The following is a 1,716-nucleotide window of genomic DNA, read 5'->3' as shown; positions in this document are numbered from 1 at the left end:
TACTTGGTATCAAACCCAAACAATATTTGCGAAGTCAATTCGCTTTTATAACAAATAAAGTAACAACAATCGATGAGCTATTCAAGCATCATCTTTAAGATGAGAGTTTGATCCTGGCTCAGGACGAACGCTGGCGGCATGCCTAATACATGCAAGTCGAACGAGCTTCCGTTGAATGACGTGCTTGCACTGATTTCAACATTGAAGCGAGTGGCGAACTGGTGAGTAACACGTGGGAAATCTGCCCAGAAGCAGGGGATAACACTTGGAAACAGGTGCTAATACCGTATAACAACAAGAACCGCATGGTTCTTGTTTGAAAGGTGGCTTCGGCTATCACTTCTGGATGATCCCGCGGCGTATTAGTTAGTTGGTGAGGTAAAGGCCCACCAAGACAATGATACGTAGCCGACCTGAGAGGGTAATCGGCCACATTGGGACTGAGACACGGCCCAAACTCCTACGGGAGGCAGCAGTAGGGAATCTTCCACAATGGACGAAAGTCTGATGGAGCAATGCCGCGTGAGTGAAGAAGGGTTTCGGCTCGTAAAACTCTGTTGTTAAAGAAGAACACTTCTGAGAGTAACTGTTCAGAAGTTGACGGTATTTAACCAGAAAGCCACGGCTAACTACGTGCCAGCAGCCGCGGTAATACGTAGGTGGCAAGCGTTGTCCGGATTTATTGGGCGTAAAGCGAGCGCAGGCGGTTTCTTAAGTCTGATGTGAAAGCCTTCGGCTTAACCGGAGAAGTGCATCGGAAACTGGGTAACTTGAGTGCAGAAGAGGACAGTGGAACTCCATGTGTAGCGGTGGAATGCGTAGATATATGGAAGAACACCAGTGGCGAAGGCGGCTGTCTAGTCTGTAACTGACGCTGAGGCTCGAAAGCATGGGTAGCGAACAGGATTAGATACCCTGGTAGTCCATGCCGTAAACGATGAGTGCTAGGTGTTGGAGGGTTTCCGCCCTTCAGTGCCGCAGCTAACGCATTAAGCACTCCGCCTGGGGAGTACGACCGCAAGGTTGAAACTCAAAGGAATTGACGGGGGCCCGCACAAGCGGTGGAGCATGTGGTTTAATTCGAAGCTACGCGAAGAACCTTACCAGGTCTTGACATACTATGCAAATCCTAGAGATAGGACGTTCCCTTCGGGGACATGGATACAGGTGGTGCATGGTTGTCGTCAGCTCGTGTCGTGAGATGTTGGGTTAAGTCCCGCAACGAGCGCAACCCTTATTATCAGTTGCCAGCATTAAGTTGGGCACTCTGGTGAGACTGCCGGTGACAAACCGGAGGAAGGTGGGGATGACGTCAAATCATCATGCCCCTTATGACCTGGGCTACACACGTGCTACAATGGACGGTACAACGAGTCGCGAAGTCGTGAGGCTAAGCTAATCTCTTAAAGCCGTTCTCAGTTCGGATTGTAGGCTGCAACTCGCCTACATGAAGTTGGAATCGCTAGTAATCGCGGATCAGCATGCCGCGGTGAATACGTTCCCGGGCCTTGTACACACCGCCCGTCACACCATGAGAGTTTGTAACACCCAAAGCCGGTGAGATAACCTTCGGGAGTCAGCCGTCTAAGGTGGGACAGATGATTAGGGTGAAGTCGTAACAAGGTAGCCGTAGGAGAACCTGCGGCTGGATCACCTCCTTTCTAAGGAATATACGGAGGCTACACATACTTTGTCGAAACAATGGTCAGTTTTGAG

General features: G+C 50.2%; 1 rRNA gene. It reads left to right on the top strand.

What is annotated here, in order from left to right:
• Positions 1–95 precede the first annotated feature (95 nt).
• Positions 96–1,661: ribosomal RNA gene (locus JUF13_RS14270) — 16S ribosomal RNA — on the top strand.
• The last annotated feature ends 55 nt before the right edge of the window (positions 1,662–1,716 follow it).

This window comes from Levilactobacillus wangkuiensis (assembly GCF_016861605.1).
Lineage (GTDB): Bacteria > Bacillota > Bacilli > Lactobacillales > Lactobacillaceae > Levilactobacillus > Levilactobacillus wangkuiensis.
The sequence above is the reverse complement of the archived record's forward strand: the minus strand, read 5'-3'. Positions and strand labels throughout refer to the sequence as shown.